17 protein-coding genes are annotated in these 17,691 nt (G+C 40.4%); all 17 read right to left on the minus strand.

All coding sequences use genetic code 11. The features are described 5' to 3' along the window. Window positions 1-62: 62 nt before the first annotated feature. The 17 genes from CTY48_RS13500 to hypB all read right to left on the minus strand — a co-directional run bounded on the left by CTY48_RS13500 (window position 63) and on the right by hypB (window position 17,673). Window positions 63-1,268 (minus strand): DUF438 domain-containing protein, encoded by a 1,206-nt coding sequence (locus CTY48_RS13500; protein ID WP_099469004.1) that lies wholly within the window; start codon window positions 1,266-1,268, stop codon window positions 63-65. Window positions 1,269-1,278: 10 nt separating this feature from the next. Further along, entirely contained in the window at window positions 1,279-1,506 is a 228-nt protein-coding gene (locus CTY48_RS13505) for a DUF1858 domain-containing protein (RefSeq protein ID WP_099469005.1), read from the minus strand. Between the two features lie 179 nt (window positions 1,507-1,685). Then, window positions 1,686-2,828, minus strand: a complete 1,143-nt coding sequence (locus CTY48_RS13510) for a 5-methyltetrahydropteroyltriglutamate--homocysteine S-methyltransferase (protein WP_331463179.1) — start codon at window positions 2,826-2,828, stop codon at window positions 1,686-1,688. A gap of 118 nt (window positions 2,829-2,946) precedes the next feature. After that, window positions 2,947-4,290, minus strand: coding sequence for a hemolysin family protein (locus CTY48_RS13515; protein ID WP_099469006.1), 1,344 nt, complete (start codon window positions 4,288-4,290; stop codon window positions 2,947-2,949). Between the two features lie 92 nt (window positions 4,291-4,382). Then, window positions 4,383-5,372, minus strand: a complete 990-nt coding sequence (locus tag CTY48_RS13520; protein ID WP_099469007.1) for a Gfo/Idh/MocA family protein — start codon at window positions 5,370-5,372, stop codon at window positions 4,383-4,385. 37 nt (window positions 5,373-5,409) lie between these two features. Continuing rightward, complete coding sequence (locus CTY48_RS13525) at window positions 5,410-5,952, minus strand: hypothetical protein (protein ID WP_099469008.1); 543 nt, start codon at window positions 5,950-5,952, stop codon at window positions 5,410-5,412. 89 nt (window positions 5,953-6,041) lie between these two features. Beyond that, window positions 6,042-6,398 (minus strand): 50S ribosomal protein L20, encoded by a 357-nt coding sequence (rplT, locus tag CTY48_RS13530; protein ID WP_099469009.1) that lies wholly within the window; start codon window positions 6,396-6,398, stop codon window positions 6,042-6,044. A gap of 32 nt (window positions 6,399-6,430) precedes the next feature. Next, on the minus strand, window positions 6,431-6,628 hold the full coding sequence (gene rpmI / locus CTY48_RS13535; protein ID WP_099469010.1) for a 50S ribosomal protein L35: 198 nt from the start codon (window positions 6,626-6,628) through the stop codon (window positions 6,431-6,433). Window positions 6,629-6,710: 82 nt separating this feature from the next. Continuing rightward, window positions 6,711-7,205 carry a translation initiation factor IF-3 gene (infC, locus tag CTY48_RS13540; RefSeq protein ID WP_099469011.1) on the minus strand — a complete coding sequence of 165 codons (495 nt, stop codon included), beginning with the start codon at window positions 7,203-7,205 and terminating at the stop codon, window positions 6,711-6,713. Window positions 7,206-7,432: 227 nt separating this feature from the next. Continuing rightward, window positions 7,433-8,599, minus strand: coding sequence for a DEAD/DEAH box helicase (locus CTY48_RS13545; protein WP_236354933.1), 1,167 nt, complete (start codon window positions 8,597-8,599; stop codon window positions 7,433-7,435). A 99-nt stretch (window positions 8,600-8,698) separates the two neighbouring features. Then, on the minus strand, window positions 8,699-9,199 hold the full coding sequence (locus CTY48_RS13550) for an SEC-C metal-binding domain-containing protein (RefSeq protein WP_099469013.1): 501 nt from the start codon (window positions 9,197-9,199) through the stop codon (window positions 8,699-8,701). Window positions 9,200-9,434: 235 nt separating this feature from the next. Further along, window positions 9,435-11,033: an O-antigen ligase family protein gene (locus CTY48_RS13555; protein WP_099469014.1), complete on the minus strand. Its 1,599-nt coding sequence runs from the start codon at window positions 11,031-11,033 to the stop codon at window positions 9,435-9,437. A 43-nt stretch (window positions 11,034-11,076) separates the two neighbouring features. After that, entirely contained in the window at window positions 11,077-13,104 is a 2,028-nt protein-coding gene (locus tag CTY48_RS13560; RefSeq protein WP_099469015.1) for an Ig-like domain-containing protein, read from the minus strand. A 328-nt stretch (window positions 13,105-13,432) separates the two neighbouring features. Further along, entirely contained in the window at window positions 13,433-13,762 is a 330-nt protein-coding gene (locus CTY48_RS13565; RefSeq protein ID WP_180272731.1) for a helix-turn-helix domain-containing protein, read from the minus strand. 169 nt (window positions 13,763-13,931) lie between these two features. Further along, window positions 13,932-14,273, minus strand: a complete 342-nt coding sequence (locus tag CTY48_RS13570; RefSeq protein ID WP_099469017.1) for a hydrogenase maturation nickel metallochaperone HypA/HybF — start codon at window positions 14,271-14,273, stop codon at window positions 13,932-13,934. 3 nt (window positions 14,274-14,276) lie between these two features. Next, window positions 14,277-17,006 carry an FAD-dependent oxidoreductase gene (locus CTY48_RS13575; protein ID WP_331463180.1) on the minus strand — a complete coding sequence of 910 codons (2,730 nt, stop codon included), beginning with the start codon at window positions 17,004-17,006 and terminating at the stop codon, window positions 14,277-14,279. Between the two features lie 4 nt (window positions 17,007-17,010). Beyond that, a complete protein-coding gene (gene hypB, locus CTY48_RS13580) occupies window positions 17,011-17,673 on the minus strand; it encodes a hydrogenase nickel incorporation protein HypB (protein WP_099470166.1) in 663 nt (220 codons plus the stop codon). Between the last annotated feature and the right edge of the window lie 18 nt (window positions 17,674-17,691).

The raw sequence follows: 17,691 nt of genomic DNA on the forward strand, positions 1-17,691 counted from the left end.
AAGGGTATGTGCTTATTATGATTTAGATTGCATCGATTGTCAAGCTTTGAGAATTTGATACTCTACTCCGATACCAATCTCTTCTCGCCTGTAATCTCCTGTATCGGCTGAATATCCTGCGTCACTTCGAGAACACCTAAGTATTCTCCTGCCTCGTTTCTCACAGCATAGTAGCGGATAAAAACGTATTTTCCTCCCATCTTAATCCAGAAGTCTTCTTGATCTTTCTTTCCGTCCTTAAAGTCTTGTACAATGTTTTCTACGATGTGCACACTTGCAGGCGGATGGCAGTTTGATACGTTTCTTCCGATAATCGCCCTTGTTCTAGGAAATGTTCTCTCTTTTCCCTCCGAGAAAAACTTAACCTCATCGTTTTTATCCACAAAGGTAATGTCAAACGGCAGTGTATTCAGCATACATACGAGTTCTTCCAAATTAAATACACCAGAAGGAAGCTTTATGATGCCTTCCTTTACTTCCGGTTCTTCCTGCTCTATCTTTGGCTCATCCTTCTTTGTCTTGTCCGGCTTCCATACCGGCACATTTTCGATGAGATAGCCAAGCTCCGCACTCTCGATTCCGATTGACTCCCATTCGTCCTGTGTAAGCTGCTCCAAAAGCATTGGAACCATGATTTTTTCCTCTTTAAAAATCATCTCCGCCGCTTTATTGAGTGCTTCCTCCGCCTTCGGAAGCAAAACATCAGCCGGTGCATTCTGTACAACCAAGCTCTTTACTTCCTTTATCTGAGCTCTTATTTCATCGTCCACACCCCACATTACCTTCGGCGGTGCCGTGATGCCGTACTTTTCCATATACGGGAAAAAGAGATTTTCTTTTCTCTGGTAATGCAGCGCAATCTTCTCAAGCTTTTCGATTCCGGCAAGCAACGCTTCCTTTTTCTCTGCTTTTACAAGGTTTGGCTTGATTTCTTCCTCCATGATACGCTCCAAATATCTGTTTTCCGCCTCGAGCGTATGAACAGGATGTCCCGGAATTTTAGCCGGATCCTGCGGATGGTGGATTTCCGCAATCGATCCCTTAAATACAGCGGCATGTACGTCACAGAGTTTTTGAACCTCCTCAACCGGAAGTCCACCCTCCATCAATGCCGTTTCCGCATCCGTTATTTCCGTAGCAGATACTCCGTCAAAAGCTTCTTCAAACAGCTTCTTCACCTCTTCTACTGATTTGCCTTCATGGAGCTGCTTAAGAATGTCCTTGATTACCTGCTGCCGCATTTCACGGTTATTAATAAATTCGCTCATGGTTTCCTCCTTAATTCTGAATTTGATAGCCCTTTTCAGATAATGTTTTTTCGATTAGTGCCATATCAATCTTCTTCATCGCCGCACCCTTTGGTATTGTCATGAACCTGCCCGCTGTATTCAGCATTCCCGGCTTTGTAATATCTTTAAAGCCAAGTTCAGACAGGATATCCACTATCTCCGGGTATTCCTTGGTCAACTCATAAACTGATTTGTTTAAATCCAATGTTTTTTCCATTCGCATACCTCCTTATCATTCCAAATTATGGGGAAAATATAAATAAAAAGTGTAGATCTTTCTATAATATAAAATAGCATTTTGGTTAGTTGTATCTAATCAAAATGCTATCATAAATGTGATATACTGTCAATCGGAAACGCTTATAATACTATATTGGCATTTCAATAAGCGATGTTTTAGCCCCAAACTTCCTCCGCAATTTCCTTAATAAATCTTATCTTCTCCCACTGCTCTTCCTCGGTCAATATATTTCCTTCTTCAGTGGAAGCAAAACCACACTGCGGGCTTAGGCAGATATGATCTTGCGGAATGTAGCTTGTTGCCTCCTTTAATCTGGAAATAATCTGCTTTCTGCTCTCCAAATTTCCGATTTTAGAGGAAACAAGTCCAAGTACCACAAGTTTATCGTCCGCCACCTCTTTTAACGGTGTGAAGTCTCCTGCGCGCTCTGTATCGTATTCCAGATAGTAAGCCGATACATTCTCCTTGCCGAACAGTGTCTTTGCAACAGGCTCATAACCGCCGGAGGTCGCCCAGGTCGAATGATAATTTCCACGGCAAACGTGAGTTGTCACAATCAAATCGCTTGGCAAATTCTCAATTGCAGAATTATTTAGGTCAAGATACAGCTTCTTGATTTGTTCCACATCATATCCTTCCCCTGCCATAACCGACCAGAAATTCTTGTCGCAGAGCATTCCCCACGTACAGTCATCAAGCTGAATATTTCTGCAGCCCAGCTCATAAAATGCAAGAATTGCCTCGCGATATGCCTTTCCGATGTCCGCAAAAAGCTCCTCCTGATCCGAATAATATTTTGCAATCTCCTTCGCATTTTCTTCACGGACAAGCTCTGCGTAAAACTGTGCCGGTGCCGGAATCGTCTGTCTTGCCACAACATCATCCCCCGCAATCTCCTTTAAAAAGCGATAATGCGCAAGAAACGGGTGTCCGTTGAAACGAACCTTGCCTGAGAGCCTTGCTGAGTCGGCTCTTGTCTCCTCACCGTGGAAGAAATATCCATGCTCCATAATGACATGCTCCACTCCCTCAAAGCCCCAGAAAAAGTCCAGATGCCAGTAGCTTCTTCGAAACTCTCCGTCCGTAACCGCCTTTAAGCCTACCTCTTTTTGCTTGGCAACGAGCTTTTTAATCTCTTCATCCTCTACCTTTGTCAGCTCCTCACTCGTTATCTTTCCGTTTGCCAAATCCTCCCTTGCATCCTTCAGTCTTTGCGGGCGTAAAAAACTTCCCACAATATCATATCGAAACGGAACCTTCGTTCTTTTTTGTGTATTTTCAAAAATAGTACTCATCATCAATTCCTCCTTGCTATTTCAATGTTTTCATCAGTATAGCACGAGTCTGTCCGATAGGATAATACCTAAAAAATATGATGAGCCATAGTTTTAAACTATAGCTCATCAATTTGCTTCCTTATTCTTCTATATCTGCCGGAGGCTCTTCCTCCTGTGGGAAATATAACTTAATTTTATCGATTCGTTTTTCTTTTACACTTACCAGCTCAAAAACTAGGTTCTTGTACTTAATTCTTCTTGTATCCCCATCCTTCGGGATAAAGCCCAGCTCATCAATCATAAAGCCGGATATGGTATCATAGTATTCCGAGTCAATTTCCAAATCAAATCTATCATTAATATCATCCACTGACACAAGTCCGTCAATCAGATAAGTATAGTCATCAATCTTGTTGATTTGCGGGCCATTTTCATCATATTCATCTGCGATGTCGCCCATTACCTCTTCCACTAAGTCTTCAATCGTTACAACTCCTGAAAATTCTCCATATTCATTAATCAGAATAGCAAAATATTTTTTCTCATGCTGCATTTCCCGGAAAAGCTCATCAATGTTCTTATTTTCGGGTACAAGATAAGGCTCATGTAAAATTTTTCCTATATCAATATGTTCAAAGCCTACTCGCTTTGCTTCTCTTAAAATATCTTTAATATATAATACACCGACAATATTGTCGACTTCCTCTTCATAAACAGGTATTCTGGAATATTTCATTTCAAATAATTCATCAAAATACTCTTCCTTTGGTTCTGAAATATCAATGGCAAACACATTGATTCGCGGTGTCATAATTTCTCTTGCAAGCTTATTATCAAATTCAAATATTGAATTAATCATGTCATGCTCGATGTTATTGAATACACCTTGCTCTTTGCCTTGTTCAATCATTGATTGAATTTCTTCTTTTGATACCCTTTCTTCCAGATTCTCTGCATTCATGCCAAAAATTTTCAGGGTTATATTCGTAACAAAAGTAAGCAGCCTGATAAATGGTGATGCTCCCTTTGATACTAACACAACAGTTCCTACACAGAACATACTAAATGTCTCCGCCTTTTGAAGCGCCACTCTCTTCGGTACAAGCTCGCCGTACACCAAAGTGAAGAAAGAGAGTATTACCGTTACAAGCACAAAGGAAATCTGTGATGTGTAAGGTATTTTCAAAAACTCTAAGGCTTTTGCTAAATGCGCCGATATACCGGTTGCCGCTGAAGCACTGGCAAAGAATCCGGATAAGGTGATTGCAACCTGTATTGTCGACAGAAGTTTCGTCGGTTCTCCCAGCAATTTCAAAATCTGCTGTGCCTTCTTGTTTCCGTCCTCTGCTAGGTTAGAAATTTTTGTCTTGTTCACTGATACCAAAGCCATTTCTGCTCCGGCAAAAAATGCATTAATCAATGTTAATACAACCAATACTAAAATCTGCATAATCATATTAGTCGCGTCAGGGTCTGGGTCCATAATTTTAAATCCTCCATATAATAATTTTGTGCAATAGTATATCACAAATCATGAAAAAAATCAATTTTTTTCCAAAATCTTTCAAATAGCCTTTAAATTTTTTCGTCTGCCGGAAATACTATGCCCGCCTTCTCTCTTGCAATTGTCTGAATCTCACTTACCAGAAGGCTGTGCTTTAGCATCTCATTGCATTTTTCCATATTATTCCCATTTATCATCGCTTCAAACTCCAAAAATTCATTTACCATGCGGTGCTCGTAATCATTCTCATTGATGAGAGTGCTTGTTCCGTCATTTCCAAAAATCTCAAAGCCCTTACACACATTAGCAGGTGTATTCTGGTGAATACAGCCCTTATCGCCCTGAATATTATTGGCAATCGGCGCCTTGCAATCCTTTGCCCCAACCAAAGTGCACTGAAACGTTCCATAATCCAAGATGAGAATTCCGGAGGTATCGATTCCTCTTTCCATATTCGGGTAATATGCCACTTCCTTTGGCCGTCCAAACAGTCCCGCCACATAGTGAATATTATAGCTGTTGATATCCATAAGCGCTCCGCCGGAAAATTCCGGATTGAAAGCAGGCAGAACATTTCCCTTTTTAAACTCGTCATATCTCCTTGAATACTGAGAATAATTGCACTGTACAATTTTGATATCACCAAGCGTCGGAAGCAGCTCCTTCACCTTTTTATAGTTTGGCAGATAGCAGGTCGTGATTGCCTCAAGAAGAAACAATTGTTTTTCCTTTGCCAATTCACTAAGGACAAGCGCTTCCTTATAGTTGGAAACAAACGGTTTCTCCACAATAACATGCTTGCCCGCCTCCAGCGCTTCCTTGCTGAATTGGAAATGCAGATGATTCGGCGCTCCGATATAAACCGTGTCAAAGTCGCCCTTTAAAAATTCCTCATAGTTTGTATAACAAGCCGGAATGTGATACTGCTCTGCAAGCTCCTGCACCTTTGCCTCTGAATTTTTTGTCCCGCTGATTGCCATCAGCTGCGTATCCTTTAAGTGCGGTGTGATACTCAAAAAATCCATTACAATCATTCCGGTTCCTACGATTCCTAATTTCATGCTATCACCTTTTTACCTTTCTATCTTATGAATGTTATTATACTTTTTGACACGGGGAATAGAAATCTAAAATAACCGGTTTTCCATTGTTTTGGTTAATTTTAAATCTTTTTTCAGAATAATATTCCATTTCAAAAAACCCGTGTGAACAATCGTATTGATACCCCTGTTCCGCTCTGGCTTTTGCAAGAGTACTCGAGGCATCTGCAAATAAATCTCCCCCATTATCTTCATCACATTCTTGTATCCATGCAATAGCCATTTCGCATGGAGCAATGTCTCTGTACTCATATCCATCAGGTACCTGTGTATTCGGCTTAAATAGTACCCCTGAAAGATAGGTATAAGAACAGTCACCCGGTTGAAAATCCCCTTGCCAGCCTACTGTATCAAGATTTAACGTATATTTGTCTGGTAAGTTCAACAAAAAATCGTTATGCCCATCGTTTTTCATCATTTCCAATAGATCCGTTATCGTAGGGTCATCTATTGTTGTTGGTTCTTTCACATTAATACTTTTTCCTATCACTCTTGCACCTGAAAATTGAATTACCTCAAATTTAACAAGTTTTACCCCCATATACACCCTCCTTGTATAAATAATCTGTGCTACCAAAAAAGTCCTTGAAAACGCAAGTTTCCAAGGACCAAATTTCTGTTTATATCCTATTAAGCTAACTTGCTTTTTGCAAGCTCTGCAAGTGTTGCAAAGCCCTCTGCATCGTTGATTGCCATATCGGATAACATTTTTCTATTCATTTCAACTCCAGCTAATTTTAAACCATACATAAATTTGCTGTAGGATAAGCCATTGATTCTAGCTGCTGCATTGATACGAGCAATCCATAACTGTCTGAACTGTCTCTTTCTCTGCTTTCTGCCTGCGTATGAGCTTGTTAATGCTCTCATAACTGACTGTTTTGCTACTCTATACTGTTTTGATCTAGCTCCTCTGTAACCTTTAGCTAGCTTTAATACTCTGTTATGCTTCTTCTTAGCGTTCATTCCGCCTTTAATTCTTGCCATTTGTCGATTTCCTCCTTTACTCTATTTTAATCCTATAAATAAGGTAAGATTTTCTTTATGTTCTTTACGTTGGTTGCATCTGTCATTGTTGCTTTTCTAAGATTTCTCTTTCTCTTTGCAGACTTCTTTGTCAGGATGTGGCTCTTATATGCCTTCATTCTCTTTAATTTTCCTGTACCTGTTTTTTTGAAACGCTTAGCTGCTGCTCTGCTAGTTTTTATTTTTGGCATGATATTTCCTCCTTAATTGTCATAGTTAAAATCTATATTATTGTCACTCGGTGACGATAATCCATTGTTTTCTTACAGTTGCTTATCGCTTTTCCGTCAAAAACATCATCATGCTTCTGCCTTCTAATTTAGCTGGCTTCTCAACAACTGCAATATCGGATAACTTCTCCGCAAAATCATCTAAAATATGCTTACTTGCACCCATATGAGCCATTTCACGACCTCTGAAACGTAAGGTTACCTTAACCTTATCACCTTTTTCAATAAACTTTCTGGCCGCATTTACCTTTGTATTCAGGTCATTTCCGTCAATGTTTGGTGATAAACGTACTTCCTTAATATCTATGGTTTTCTGCTTTTTCTTCGCTTCTTTTTCTTTTCTTGCGAGTTCGTATCTGTACTTACCATAGTCAATAATCTTACATACCGGCGGTTTTGCTGTCGGAGCAATCTTAACTAAGTCAAGCTCTGCTTCTTTTGCAAGCTGCATTGCTTCCTTTGCTGACATAACTCCTAACTGTTCTCCGTTTTCCCCGATCAAACGAATTTCTTTGTCTCTAATCTGTTCGTTAATCATTAATTCGCTAATAACTGTGCACCTCCATGAATTTGCAGCAAGTTTGCTTGCCGTCACATAAAAAAATGAATAGCTAAACAGCTATCCACTTATTTTAAGAGCATTAATAAACTACATTAACTTTCAAATATTAACCGTTAGTCACCATTGTGCTAAGGTGAGAGTGGATACTCTGCTTTCTTTTATTTTCACAACATTAGTAATGTTACCATATTCCACTGTCGAAGTCAACTATTTTTTGAAATTTTCTGCTTAGTGCTGTGACTTTTTATCTTCCCATAGTCTATCGTATATGGCTCTATTTTAATTCCAAATTCCTTTTCATACTTGCGTACAAGCGGAAGCTCTTTTTCCGTCACGATAAGCACGCTCATTCCCTCTTGGCCGTTTCTTCCCGTTCTCCCGGCGCGGTGCAGATAGTCGTTCGAATTTTCCGGAATACTGATATGAAAAATAGTATCGATTTCCTCAAAATGAAGCCCTCTCGCTGCAATGTCCGTTGCAATTAAAAGCTGAAGCTTGTTTGCCTTGAATGCGTCAATTACTTTTTTTCTGTCTTTTTTGATGTTGGAGCCGTGGATGCAATCCGCATTGTAGTGGTGGTATTGAAGCTTCTCCGTCAGCTCCTCAATGTCCGACACCTTGTTGATGAATACCATCGCTTTCTTGGGCTTCATGCTGTTTGCAAGCTTTCGAAGCATCTCAAGCTTGTCCCTTCTATCCACAACAAAATAAATATGCTTAATATTTTTCGGAATGGAAACCTTCTTACTCTTTCCAAGCTGAATAAGAAGCGGCTCTTTTAAAATTGTGCTTCCCGTCTCAATCGCTGCTTTTGACATGCTCGCGGAAAACATTACAATTTGAGTATCGCGCATGCAGCACTTAACCACCGCTTTTACTCCCTCTATATTATTTCTGTCCAGCATTTTATCGGCTTCGTCGATGACAATTGTTTTCACTGTGTGAGCTGTTATTTTTTTCTTCTTAATTAATTCAAGAATTCTTCCTGTCGTACCGATGACAATCTGCGGCTTCTCCTTCAGCTTTTCAATCTGTCTTGCAACGTTTACATCGCCTACAATTGTTGCCGCCGAAATGTTATAGCCTGAATTTTTTGACAGTGTCTGCACTTGTCTGCTTACCTGCATCGCAAGCTCATGGGTCGGCACAAGAACAATTGCCTGCAAGCCTTTTTCCACCTGTATAAGCTTCTTATAAATAGGAAGCAGGTATGCCAATGTTTTTCCCGAACCCGTTTCAGACTGAACAATAAGGTCTTTCTTTTCATCTGCCTCAAACACCTTCTGCTGCACTTCACTTGCAGTTACAATTTTTTCTTTCTTTAGGGCAACTATCACTGCCTGATCTAATCCAAATTCTTTGAAATCCATTCTTTCCTCCATAATGAAAATTTTACGATATAAAAAGGACCTGTCCCTTTCGATAAGTAAGTGGACCAAGCCCTTTCGATGTCATATTAAATCCGCAGATTATTTACCGCAGCATTTCTTATACTTTTTACCGCTTCCGCAAGGACATGGATCGTTTCTTCCCACTTTAGCACCTTTTACAACTGTACCGGAAACCTTCTGTGCCTTGTATAACTCTTTACGTTTCTCCGGTGTTAAAAGAGCATCCCACTCAGGAAGGTCATACAACCATTCTGCCTTCGCTTCCACCATGTTATAGTATAATTTTTCACAATCATACTCCAAGCTTACCTTCGTATCCTCTGTCATCTCTTCGATTGGATTTTCCGCCTTTAAGCTTTCGTTGATTCCGTCCAGGAAACCAACTATTGTCATAATATCTGTGTTATATTTCTCAGCTAATTCTTTTACTGTTCCTTCTACAACATCTGCAGGATTTGCCAAAAGCTGTTTGTAGATGCCCTGCTCTATTTTAAAATAATCACCCCATAGCTGATCACTTTCTTGCTGGCTCATATCCTGTGAATATGCTGTTTCTCTCCAAGTTTGTAATAATCCCATTTTTTTACCATCCTTTATCTTTATACCTTACTGTAATTACGATAGCTATAGTATAGTATACTTTTATATTTTTTTCAATTTTTTTTTATTTTTGATGAATAAGATCTGTTTTTTGAGCAATACTATAATTAATCTTACTGATATACAAAATTATATCAAAAAAGATTATTGCGTATGCTCTTGGTGATTATCAAATCCCCCTTTGTTAATCACCACACCAAAGAAGAAGAAATACTTATCCTCCCCTTTTGTATCCCCCTTGCGGCAAAGGCGTCGCGAGGGGGATATTTGTTTTCCTAACCTTATTTTCCATAACCCCCAAGAATATAAAGAGCAATGGTGTCGTAAACACCTGTGGATTATTTACCAAAGCTTGTAACATATATGCCACGATGCCGGCGCACCCAATTACTGCTGCCGGTTGTATGTTTCTCTGCCTGATACAAGAAACCATGAGTGAAATTTGCATTCCCATATAGGATACCATTCCGAGTATTCCGGTTGTCGCCAAAAACTGCAAGGGTTCATTGTGTGCATCCCAAAAAACAGTTGTAAATGAACTTCTAATTTCTGCTCCATAATTCTCTTCCATTGATTGCTGAAAGCTGTTTGGTCCATATCCAAATATTTGCTGTAAGAAAGGCATATCCTTAAAATTTATAAGAGTACGCTTCCATATATAACCACGATTGGTTCCAAACGAATCTTCCAATGGAAAAATAACTGCCGCTATCACTGCCATAGAAATAATCACAGCACCTAGCAAAATTTTATTTCCATAGCGGTTTAAGTATTTTACATATTTGCTGTGCAGCAGTAGCCAAAAAACCACTAATGCCGCTAACTCTAAGAAAAGTATCTTCCAGCTTATCATAGTATATTGCAAAAAATGTATTCTCAAATCACTTATCCATAAGTTCTTTATTCCGGTAAGCTGATTCAATACCTCTGTTATTTTCACAAGAAAACTCCCACAAAAGAAACCAATACAAAGCTCCCACCATTTTTGAAGTTTTGAGGTATCATGCATCGAAACAGCAAGGAATACAAGATAGGCCGGACCTACTGCCAACAGCCAGCTATCTGCCCTTGTTGCTATACAAGAATAAATTCCCATCACGATCGCCACAAAATAACATATTCTTGACAATTTTTCTTTGGCAAGATAATAGAAACCCATCATTAGAGTTGTTACAACTCCCGCATATTCTGCACACATATTGATGTTTCCAAGAGTACCAATAAATATTTTATGCTGAGCAGCTTTCAAGTGATCATACATATGAAGCAAGTCAATTCCGCAGAAATTCAAGATAATAAGCATGAATACAATGTAATTTGCAATCAAGAATACCCACAAGACCAACTGACTCGATTTATAAAATCTGGACACCATAAAATAGACGCCGATACATAACAAAAGAAAAAGTCCACCCAGCCTTCTTCTTTCATTCCCCCAGAACGCCTCACTCCCTATCGGGCTTAGCAGGCATGAAATAATGACTGTCACAAAAAAAATGATTGCAAATGCATCTGTCAGACTTATTCTTAATTTTCTATTTCCTTCCTTTCTCTCCCAAAAGAAAGACGGAACTACAAAAACAATTCCTATTGCAAGAAATCCTATTGTCAAGCTCTGAAAAAGAGCATTTTTAACAATTAATATATCCAAATAATAGTTTCGGTAATATAAAGGAAATATCCCTATCATAATAACTAAAAAAATGATTGTAATTCCTTCCATCATCAGCTTAAATAAATTTACCCTTTTTTCCTTTTTCGCCATTTCTTCCTCGTTTTCCATTCTCTGTATATAGATATAGGGAAACTGCATATGCAATTCCCCTATATCTGTGTTTCTTCATATATTCTATGATTTATTTCTTTACTGTTACTTTAAAGGTTGCCTTTGCACCACTCTTCATCGTTACTGTGATTGTAGCTGTGCCTTTTTTCTTACCGGTCACTACACCATTTTTATTCACAGATGCCACCTTAGAGTTAGAAGATTTAAAACTCTTTACAGAATCTGTTGCAGGATACATTGACTTAATTGCAATTGTAGTTGTCTTTCCAACTTTTACAGTTGCGCTTGACTTCTTTAATTTTACAGTAGGATTCTTTACTGTTATTTTTGCTGTAACTTTCTTTCCGTTAGAAGTCTTAGCTGTAATGGTTGCTGTTCCTGCTGATTTTGCAGTTACTTTACCCTTATTATTTACAGTTGCTACCTTTGTATTAGATGATGTCCATGTAATCTTCTCAGTAGCAGTAATCGGGTTTCTTGCTACACTTAATGTAGTAGTCTTTCCCTTCTGAAGTGTTACTTTCTTCTCGCTTATAGAAAGACTCTTTGTCGTAACAGCCTTTTTCTGAACAGTGATTGTAGCACTTGCTGTTGCACCGCTCTTCATGGTTACTGTGATTGTAGTCTTACCAGCCGTCTTAGTTGCTGTTATTTTTCCGCTGCTATTTACAGTCGCTACTTTTGTATTGGATGATGTCCAGCTTGCCACTGTATCATTTGAAGGAAATTTAGTTGCTACCTTTAATGCTGTTGTACTCTTTCCTGCCTGTAAAGTTGCAGACTTAGCATTCAATGTGACACTTGCTACCGTCACTGTAGCAGTCGCTGTTTTTCCATTTGCTGTTGTTGCGGTAATCGTTGCTGTTCCTGATGCTTTTCCTGTCACTACACCAGCTGCATTTACAGTTGCTACTTTTGCATCAGATGTTGCAAAAGTTACAGTCTTATTACTTGCTGTAGCCGGTGCAACGGTTGCTGTCAAAGTAGTTGTCTTTCCTACTGCTATTGTCACTGCTTTAGAAGATAGTGCCACACCCGTTACATCTGTTGTTACGGTTACCTGAGAGGTTGCTGTTTTTCCATTTACTGTTGTTGCTGTAATGGTTGCTGTTCCGTTTGCCTTCGCTGTTACAATACCGTTAGCTGCTACGGTAGCTACGTTGTCGTTAGATGAAGCCCATGTTAAAGACTTGTCTGTTGCATCAGCAGGTGCTACTGTCGCTGTTAAGACTTCACTCTGGCCTGCTTTTAATGCAAGACTTGCCGGCTTTACTGTTACGCCGGTTACTTCTACAACCGGTATCGGAGCTGCAACTACTGTTACTACACAGGTTGCTGTCAATTCTCCGTTGGACGCTACCGCTGCTGTAATCGTTGCGGTTCCAACAGCTACTGCTGTTACCTTTCCATCCACTACCGTTGCTACTGCTTCATCAGAAGTTGACCAAATTACAGCTTGCTCTGCTTCTGCCGGTAATACGGTTGCTGTTAGTGTGAATTCTGAGCCTACCTCTAATTCCTTGTCAACCTCACTTAATTCTATACCTTCTGCGGGTGTTGCCTCTTTCGGAGCTTCTGTAACTGTTACTACACAGGTTGCTGCCAATTCTCCGTTAGACGCTACCGTTGCTGTAATCGTTGCTGTTCCAGCAGACACTGCTGTTACTTTTCCACCCACTACTGTTGCTACTGCTTCATTAGAAGTTGACCAAGTTACATCCTGCACTGCGCCTGACGGTAATACTGTTGCTATTAATGTAAACTCTGAGCCTACCTCTAAGCTCTTTTCGCTCTGATCTAACGATACATTTTCTGCTTTTGTTCCCTGTCCTGGTGTCGCTTCACCTTGTCCCGGTGTCGCTTCTCCCTGTCCTGGTGTTGCTTCTCCTTGCCCCGGTGTCGCTTCTCCCTGTCCTGGTGTTGCTTCTCCCTGTCCCGGTGTCGCTTCCCCTTGTCCTGGGGTCGCTCCTTCCTGTCCAATCAAAACATTTGGTGCTGCTGAAACATTCATTCCTGCTGAAGATATGCTTAAGCACATCGCAAGTATTACTGCAAGCACTCTTTTTAGGCTAACCTTTTTCAATTTTAATTCTGTCATCCTATTTTGTTCCTCCTTCTTTGGCTTATAAATTTTTTATAGTTACAATATGTTTTCCCTGCATAAACACATCAATATTCTAATGTATAAAGGAAAATCAATTGTTATCTATCACCTATCCGCTAGTCTCAATAACTTTTACTGATATTTATTACTTCTATATATCTTCTTGCTTTTCCAATTATAACCTAATTAGTTATTATTTTCAACACCTAATAGGTTATTTTTATAAAGTTAAAAATTAAAACCACAAAAAATAAGCCACTTACAAATTTTTATTTTGTAAATGACTTATCTTCATTCATAATTAAATTTTCTATTCCCCGTTTTAATAATTAACCAGATTTCTCAAATCCTCCATCAATCTGATTAACGCTTCCTTTTTGTCATCTGGGCAAGCTGCATATAGCTCCCTTAATTCTACCGGAATGTTATCTTCATCGGAAACTCCATTAACGGTATAATCAAGGCTTAAGCCAAGTATTTTACACGCTCTCACAAGATTTTCGATTGATAACCCTGTGATGCCACGCTCTACCTCGCTGTAATGCTTGACCGAAATATTTAACTTTTCTGCCATCTGTTCTTGCGTAAATTTAAATTTATTTCTCTGTAGCTTTAAACGTTTGCCTATTTCCACCTTATAATTATCACTCATACAGTTCACCTTTTCATAACCTTTTGAGTTAATTATAGCCAAACCAGCATAGTTTAAAAACAAAGTTAATCGTTCTGTAATTCTAAACGTATTAGGTTTATAGAGCAAATTCACTTGGCTTGTCATCCTTAGATACTATCGCTCAAAAACCTTCCCTTTTTTCATCCGCTCAACACGCCCTGATTTCTTTTAGGTAAAACTCTCTGCCACTGATTATCTCAAACGCTTCACCCTTGCACTCCGGACACACTTTTGCGTGTTCCAGTAATGGATATACTTTTCCGCAATCCCCGCAAATTCCATTGGCTGTGAGTATTTCTACTTCTAATTTGGTGTTTTCAAGCACGGTACCATCTACCGCGGCGGGAAAGCAGGCATGAAGATACCTTGGAACTACCGAAGATAGTTCTCCTACTTGCAGGACAATGGCCTCCACTTCCGAGAGTTGGTTTGTTTCCACCACTCTCAACACCTGTTCAACAATATGATACATGATACCTAGTTCGTGCATCGCTTATTTTTTCCCTCCAAGTACTTGTTTGGCGGTTATCTTTACTTTACGCTTAATTACATGAGGTAAAATTGCCTTTTTCATGCCTAAGAATTCTACGCCTTTACCGTCATAAACACGTTCCAGGGTGATTGCTCCAAACTTACATTTTGTCGCACACATACCGCAGCCTACACACATGTATTCATCCACTACGGTAGCACCGCAGCCAAGACACCTCTCCGTTTCCTTTTTCATCTGTTCCTCGGTAAGTGCTGTTCGAATGTCACGGAATGTTTTCTTGGCTTCCTGACCGTCAATCCTTGCCGCTCTCTGTCTAGGAGTTGTATCAAAGCTATCGATAATAACTGCTCTCTTATCTAATTCGATATACTGGCGACGGCTGCGTCCAATCAATAAATCCTGTCCGACCTGGACAAAACGATGAATCGAGATAGCTGCCTGTTTTCCTGCTGCAATGGCATCAATTGCAAAACGAGGTCCGGTCACCGCATCTCCGCCTGCAAACACATCCGGCTGATTCGTCTGATAGGTTGTTTCATCTACCTGAATTGTATTATTCGGATTTAAAACTGCCTGACTGTTCTCCAACATACCGCACCAGTCAATAGACTGACCTACTGATAATAAAACATAGTCTGCTTCTGCGATTATCGTATCGTTTTCATCATACTTAGGACTAAAACGCCCACTTTCATCAAAAACACTGATACAGCGCATCAATTCAATTCCGGTTACCCTGCCGTTCTCTCCGATAATACGCTTTGGTCCCCAAGAATTATTGATTGTGATATCTTCACTCTCAGCCACTTCAATTTCTTCGTCAAGAGCCGGCATTTGTTCTCTGTTTTCCAAACAGAACATGCTGACTTTTTTCCCGCCGGCACGAACTGCCACACGAGCTACGTCGATCGCTACATTACCACCGCCGATAACTACTACATTACCGGAAACGGTTTCTTTTTCATTCTGGTTGACACGAGAGAGGAATTCTATTCCGGAAATCACGCCTTCATAGTCTTCTCCTTCTATGCCTATTTTCCTGCCCTTCTGCGCTCCGACTGCCAGATAGAAGGCCGCATATCCGTCTGCTCTTAACTGATCCAGAGTGATATCTTTTCCTACTTCTATACCGGTTTTAAAGGTAACGCCCAACTCTCTTAAAATATCGATTTCTGCTTCCACAATCTTTTTCTCGAGAACGAAAGAAGGAATTCCAAGGGTCAGCATTCCACCGACAACCTTTTCTTTTTCAAATACCGTCACATCATATCCATCGATAGCCAGATAGTATGCGCAGGACAATCCGGCAGGACCCGCTCCCACAACGGCAATCTTTTTATCGCTGTAATTATGACGCTTCTTAGGAATAAACCGAGTCTCTTTGCTCAAATCCTGATCTGCAATAAAGCGTTTGATGTCATCAATTGCGATAGGCTCATCCAGATTCCCTCTGGTACAGGCATCTTCACAACGCTTGTTACAGACATATCCACAGACTGCCGGAAATGGGTTTTCCATTTTAATCAGTTCAAGAGCCTCTGTATACTTGCCCTGAGCTGCCAATTTTATGTATCCCTGCACCGCAATGTGAGCCGGACAATTGGTTTTACAAGGAGCCGTACCGGTATCCACAACTTCTTCACGGTTGGTACGGTAATCCGCATTCCAGTCTTCTTGCATCCACGCATTGTTTCTTGGAGTATAGGTCGTCGTGATATCTTCTGTAACAGCTTGGCTGGAGCAAAGCTTCTGTCCCAGCTTCATGGCATTCATAGGACAATTTTCCACGCACTGGCCGCACGCAACGCATTTTTCCTTATCCACCTTTGAAACATAGTTGGAACGTACCATATCCGTATTCTTATACATCGTTCCGGAACGAAGGGACAGACAGGAGCATCCACAGCAGTTACAGATAGCATGAGTTTTACCGGACCCGTCAATATTCGGAATTTGGTGCATCAGACCATTTTCCTCCGCACGCTTAATGATTTCAAAGGCTTCATCTCTGGTAATTTCCCTTCCGCGTCCTGTGCGGATATAGTATTCTGCTGCATGCCCCATCTGGATACACATATCTTCTTTCAGATGACCGCAGCCCTCTCCCATCGCTTCTCTGTCTGTACGGCAAGAGCAAGGAGAACAGGAAAAAATTGTATTATCATTCAAATATTTAGAAACTTCTTCATAGCTTGCCCTGCGGCTGTTGCCTTCGATAGCCGACTCAATAGGGATTACCCTCATCAGACCAATTCCCGGCGGAAACATACCTGCACTCATAGGCCCGCGGACTCTTCCGTATGCCTCCATGGCATAGGCTACAACCGGATATTTCTTCACAACCTCAAGATTGTTTACAATCATCTCCATAATACCTGGAATCCAGCTCTCTGCATGCCAGAAGGTATCCTCTCCATCGATAACATTTACAAAACAAGTGCCGTACACTGCCAGCTTCATCATCTGCTCATGGCAGTATTCTTCGGATTTCCCCATAATCTGGGCTACTTCCTTGGCAGTTCTCTTCGTATAGTATCCCATGGCTAAGCCTACTTCAGCCATGTCATCATCAATACCTGCCTCCAAAATAACATATTCCGGATCGTCCCACTGATATCCGTTCTTTTTTGGATCCTTTCGGCCCAGCATATTTGCCAGAGCCATCACCTTTTCATTGTACTTACATTCATAACCTTCCGGAAAATACATCTTCGTAATTTCTTGCTCCACAGCTCTACTCTCCTTTAACCTCTGTATACAACCACTCCGTCCACGCTTCCACACCTTCTCCTGTTTTAGCGGAAATCGGGAATATGGCAATATTGGGGTTTATTTTTTTGACTCTTTCCACGCACAGATCCAGATTAAAATCAAACACTTCCATGGTATCTATTTTGTTGATAATCAAAGCATCCGATATCTGAAACATCAATGGATATTTCAATGGCTTATCATCTCCCTCAGGAACGCTTAGTATCATTGCATTTTTCGTGGAGCCCGTATCAAATTCAGCTGGACAGACCAGATTTCCCACGTTTTCCAGAATTACCAAATCGGTTCCCTTGGCATCCAGTCCTTGAAGTCCCTGTCTGGTCATATCGGCATCCAAATGGCACATTCCGCCTGTATGTAACTGAATTACCTTTACGCCAGTTTCGGAAATTGTTCTTGCATCTACATCAGAATCGATATCTGCCTCCATAACCGCAATGCTAAGTTTGTCTTTCAAACGATTGATTGTATTTACCAAGGTAGTCGTCTTTCCTGCCCCCGGCGAACTCATCAGGTTCAGTAAAAAAGTATTCTCGCTTTTTAACTGGTCCCTGAGGAGCTGTGCATCTTTGTTGTTATCTTCAAATATACTTTCCTTGATTTCCAAAATTCGAATTTCTTTCACTCTTGTTCCCATGCCTTT

The organism is Konateibacter massiliensis (assembly GCF_900184995.1).
Classification (GTDB): Bacteria; Bacillota; Clostridia; order Lachnospirales; family Lachnospiraceae; genus Lachnotalea; species Lachnotalea massiliensis.